The sequence below is a fragment of the Polynucleobacter sp. 35-46-11 genome (assembly GCF_002281105.1).
Window position 1 is genome coordinate 1 of record NZ_NCFJ01000174.1, and the last position, 4,744, is coordinate 4,744.

4 protein-coding genes and 1 riboswitch are annotated in these 4,744 nt (G+C 45.2%); of the genes, 3 read left to right on the forward strand and 1 reads right to left on the reverse strand.

From position 1 onward, the window contains the following. On the reverse strand, nucleotides 1–1,174 hold a 1,174-nt coding region (locus B7Y67_RS11110), incomplete at its 3' end, for a TonB-dependent receptor (protein ID WP_293598699.1). Between the two features lie 148 nt (nucleotides 1,175–1,322). Continuing rightward, a riboswitch (cobalamin riboswitch) is annotated at nucleotides 1,323–1,539 on the reverse strand. A gap of 70 nt (nucleotides 1,540–1,609) precedes the next feature. On the opposite strand from B7Y67_RS11110, the gene B7Y67_RS11115 reads away from it, so the two are divergent. The 3 genes from B7Y67_RS11115 to B7Y67_RS11125 all read left to right on the forward strand — a co-directional run. Beyond that, a complete protein-coding gene (locus B7Y67_RS11115; protein WP_215387403.1) occupies nucleotides 1,610–2,227 on the forward strand; it encodes a Crp/Fnr family transcriptional regulator in 618 nt (205 codons plus the stop codon). Between the two features lie 211 nt (nucleotides 2,228–2,438). Further along, nucleotides 2,439–4,148 carry an oxalyl-CoA decarboxylase gene (oxc, locus tag B7Y67_RS11120; protein WP_215302953.1) on the forward strand — a complete coding sequence of 570 codons (1,710 nt, stop codon included), beginning with the start codon at nucleotides 2,439–2,441 and terminating at the stop codon, nucleotides 4,146–4,148. Between the two features lie 72 nt (nucleotides 4,149–4,220). Next, nucleotides 4,221–4,744, forward strand: a 524-nt coding sequence (locus tag B7Y67_RS11125) for a CoA transferase (RefSeq protein ID WP_293598700.1), incomplete at its 3' end; no start/stop codon positions are given.

Genomic DNA, 4,744 nt, shown 5'->3' on the forward strand with positions numbered 1-4,744 from the left:
GGCTTGCGTTAGCGGAGCTGGATATTGGGTTGATTACTGCGCCTTGTGCTTGGGCGGCTTGATTCATGATGCTGCTATAGCTAGCAGCAGATGATTGACTTGCTTTGTTGAACTCGTAGCCAACAATGCTCGTTCCAAATTTACCAAAGTCACCTTTTATTCGAGGGCTGAAGTTGGCTTGCCACCCCTCATATTTTGTAAAGGATGGACTTATAGTTGGAAAGGCTCCAACACCCGCAGCGGTGGTGGAGTAATAGGGCTGAGTAAAAAAGGTAGTTTTGGCGCTGTAGAAACTATCAACTTCTAAATTAAAAGTATCGCTTAATGCTTTAGCCAGACCCATTCTGATCCCAGAATTGTCGACAGTAGTGCCCGATCCAATGTTATTAAATTTTGCAAGTTGTGGATTGCCTTGCCCTACTTGTCCAAGCGTACCTCCTGGCATTTGCTGATTAGAGTAGCTATAAAACAGATCAGCATATACATTATCCTTACCCCCTAATGATTGCGTTACTTTGCCATCAAATGAATAAGCATTAGCAGCAGAGTTTTGACGCCAGCCATTTGTATTGGAGGTATTGGCGCTTAATTGGACAGTTGTTTGATCTATGGTGTTTCTAAAGATGGCGTTATTTACTAGGGTGTTGAAGCTGCCATAGCTGGTTGATGCTTGATTAAGAGTTTTGCTTCCACCATTTGTGATGATGTTAATGACACCTCCTAAAGCACCATTACCATATTGAACGCTGGCCCCGCCCCGCAATATTTCAATACGGTTAATTGAGTCGAGTGGAATTGATTCCCAAGATATGCCCGATGAATCAATGGGATTGATGCGTTGCCCATCAACTAGAATAAGAGTTGTATCTTTAGCTGTGGGACCATACCCACCCATATCCACGGTTGCGCCAAGGTTTAGCTGCCCGCCTGCAGTACTTCTTATATTCAAGCCGCCAATCTGCGACAAGATGTCTGGAATGTTAGTCGACGTAGATTCCGCAATTTCTTCGCGGGTAATCACTTGAACATTCGCAGGTACTTCGTTTAAGTTTTCTTCAAAGCGTGAGCCTGAAACAATGACTGTTGACTGAGAGTTTTGGGCTGCTGCGTTAAATGTTGCTACTGCGCCGCAAAGTAGGGCGATCAGCGTTTTGCTACTGAACTGCTGTTTCATGATGAACCTTCTGCCTTCGAATCACCTAGCTAACTTCCCCGTAAGCTGGGTCGAACAGAATTTCACTTTGTGAGAGTTCAGGCGTCAATTGGACATCCGGCCTCTTTGGCTTAGGATGCTTCATCGGCGCGCGAAGGATCCCCGTCCGCAAAATTCCACCTGTCTTGGCCGGTATCCGGGCTAGTAAATCTCAGAATCTGGCCTTCCCATGCAATTGACGCGCACAGTGGCTTACTCAGACTCCTGACACCTTTTCCCTGAAGTGGGGGGTGTATTTACTTACCGTTGCGGGGGCAGCACACGTTTAGTGTTTCCCGTTTAACTTTATTGCATTGCAATAAAGCACCACGACCCTGCAATTCTATCTTAGGCTGGGTATTTATCGGCTCAAAACCCCAAAAAAGCCTACAATATAGCCTCTAGGACTAAGGATTCATGACAGCGTTAGACAAGCACCCCGAAAAAAATCTGATTCGATTGCAGTTGAGCCAAAACTCAGTCTTAAAAAGCTTGGATCCTTCAGCAATGGCTGATTTAGAGCGCCATTTAGTGATTTCAGACCTTAAAAAATCAGAAATCTTGCTTCATCAAGGCGATCATCAGATGGAGCAGTACTTCGTTCTGGATGGAATCTTGAAGCGCATCGTTTCTAGCGCGGATGCAAAAGAGATGATTCTGCGTTTTGCCATCGAAAAAGATATTGAGACTAGCTATGCAGCTTGGCGCCTCAAAACGGCAGCCCCTTACAGCATTGCTTCAGTTACGAAAGCACGCGTAGCCCGCATGCCTCTGAAGAAATGGGCTGAATTTTTGGATGCACACAAGCCTCTGAAGGAAAGCTTTGAGTTCGAAGTCATGCGCCTGATGAGTGAGATCATGGCCCATACGATTACCCTCCATATGCTCGATGCCCCGGGCCGTGTAGAGCGGTTTTTACGTAAATACGAAGACCTATTTGAGCTTCTCCCTAAAAAAGAGCTGGCTGCTTACCTTAACCTCTCTCCAGAGACTTTAAGTCGCCTCAAAACAAAGCATAAAGAGCTCTTTGTTTAGTCAGAAATCCTAATTGTTTCTAGATTTCAGGGGAAATTGACCGAAGTCAATGATGATCCCTATCCCCAAGCCTAATATTCATCTCAGCCTCAACGGGAATGCTTTTGATTACCCGTGGCACTACTAATAACTAAATTGGAGACAGTTGGCGAAAGCTAAATTGCACTGAACAAGCGATATGTTCGGGCAGTGTAATTAACTATAAATTTCTATGACAACAGATAATCAAAATACCCAAGTCACTGATGGCTTTCATCTCGTCATTGATGCTTTAAAAGCAAATGACTTAGATACTATTTTTGGTCTCGTTGGTATTCCGATTACCGACTTGTGCCGTTTAGCTCAAGCTGAAGGAATGCGTTTCATCGGCTTCCGTCACGAGCAGCATGCCGGTAATGCTGCAGCGATTGCAGGTTACATGACTCAAAAGCCTGGCATCTGTATGACTGTGTCAGCACCAGGTTTCTTGAACGGTTTAACAGCCTTGGCTAACGCCACTGTGAACTGTTTCCCAATGATTTTGATTTCTGGTTCAAGTGAGCGTGAAATCGTTGACTTGCAGCAGGGTGATTACGAAGAGATGGATCAGCTCAATGCTGCTAAGCCATACTGTAAAGCTGCATATCGTATTAACCACATCGAAGATATCGGCATTGGTTTTGCTCGTGCAATTCGTGCAGCTGTATCTGGTCGTCCAGGCGGTGTTTATTTGGACTTGCCCGCACAACTATTGGCTCAAACAATGCCAGTGGAAGAGGCTAAGAAATCGATCTTCAAAGTAATCGATCCAATTCCACGTCAAATCCCTGCAGCTGATGCTGTTGAGCGCGCATTGAATGTATTGAAAGGCGCTAAGCGCCCATTGATTCTCTTGGGTAAAGGTGCTGCTTATGCTCAAGCTGATGCTGATATTCGTGCATTGATTGAGAAGTCTGGTATCCCTTACTTGCCAATGTCGATGGCTAAAGGCTTGTTGCCAGACAATCACCCACAATCTGCTTCTGCAGCACGTTCATTTGTATTGGCAGAGGCTGATGCAGTGATGTTGGTTGGTGCTCGCTTGAACTGGTTGCTTGCCCACGGTAAAGGCAAGACATGGGGCAAAGATCCTAAGAAATTTATCCAAATCGATATTCAAGCAAATGAAGTGGATAGCAACGTGCAAATTGATGCCCCATTGATTGGTGACATTGGTTCTGTAGTTGGTGAACTTCTCAAAGGAATTGCCTCAGTTCCAAAACCGCCTGCCGAGTGGATCAGCGCGATCAACGAGAAAAAAGATAAGAACATGGCGAAGATGGCTGAAACATTGGCCAAAGAAGCTTCACCAATGAACTTCCATGGTGCTTTGCGTGCTATCCGTGATGTGATCAAGCAAAACCCAGATGTGAACTTGGTAAACGAAGGCGCAAACACTCTCGACTACTGTCGTGCGATTGTGGATATGTACAAGCCACGTAAGCGTTTTGACTCTGGTACTTGGGGAATCATGGGTATTGGTATGGGTTATGCCATTGGTGCTGCTGTAACAAGTGGTTTACCTACAGTTGCAGTTGAGGGTGATAGCGCATTTGGTTTTAGTGGCATGGAGTTAGAAACCATTTGCCGTTACAACCTGCCAATCACTACAGTGGTTTTCAACAACAATGGTGTTTACCGTGGTACTGACGTGAATCCAACTGGCGGCGCAGATGTTGCTCCAACAGTATTCGTGAAAGATGCGCGTTACGACAAGATGATTGAGGCATTTGGTGGTGTTGGTTATTACGTAACTACCCCTGCCGAATTAGAAGCGGCTTTGACTAAAGCGATTGCTGAACGTAAGCCAGCCTTAATTAATGCAGTGATTGACGAGACAGCTGGTACAGAGAGTGGACGTTTAACAAACCTGAATCCATCAACAGCTGCTGGTAAGAAGTAATACGTAATAAACACGTAATTTTTTAAGAACGAACTTAGCAACAAATAAGAAACACTTTAAGGAGAATCAAACATGACAAAACCATTAGACGGTATTCGTATTATTGACTTCACACACGTACAGGCAGGTCCTGCATGTACTCAGCTTTTGGCTTGGTACGGTGCGGATGTGATCAAAGTAGAGCGCCCAGGTTCTGGTGACGTAACTCGTAGCCAGTTGCGTGATATCCCAGGTGCGGATGCCTTGTATTTCACGATGTTGAACGGCAATAAGCGTTCATTGACATTGGATACTAAGACGCAGGAAGGTAAAGAAGTTTTAGAGAAGATGATCAAAACATCTGACGTGATGGTTGAGAACTTCGGTCCAGGTGCTTTGGATCGTATGGGTTTTAGCTGGGCACGTATTCAGGAATTGAATCCAAAAATGATCATGGCTTCTGTTAAAGGCTTTAGCGATGGCCATTCATACGAAGACTTAAAGGTATATGAGAACGTTGCTCAGTGTGCTGGTGGTGCAGCATCGACAACTGGTTTCTGGGATGGTCCTCCAACAGTTTCTGCTGCTGCTTTGGGCGATAGCAATACTGGTATGCA

Coding starts and splice junctions, on each gene's coding strand:
- B7Y67_RS11115 (WP_215387403.1), top strand. CDS start 1,610: ATGACAGCGTTAGACAAGCACCCCGAAAAAAATCTGATTCGATTGCAG.
- oxc (WP_215302953.1), top strand. CDS start 2,439: ATGACAACAGATAATCAAAATACCCAAGTCACTGATGGCTTTCATCTC.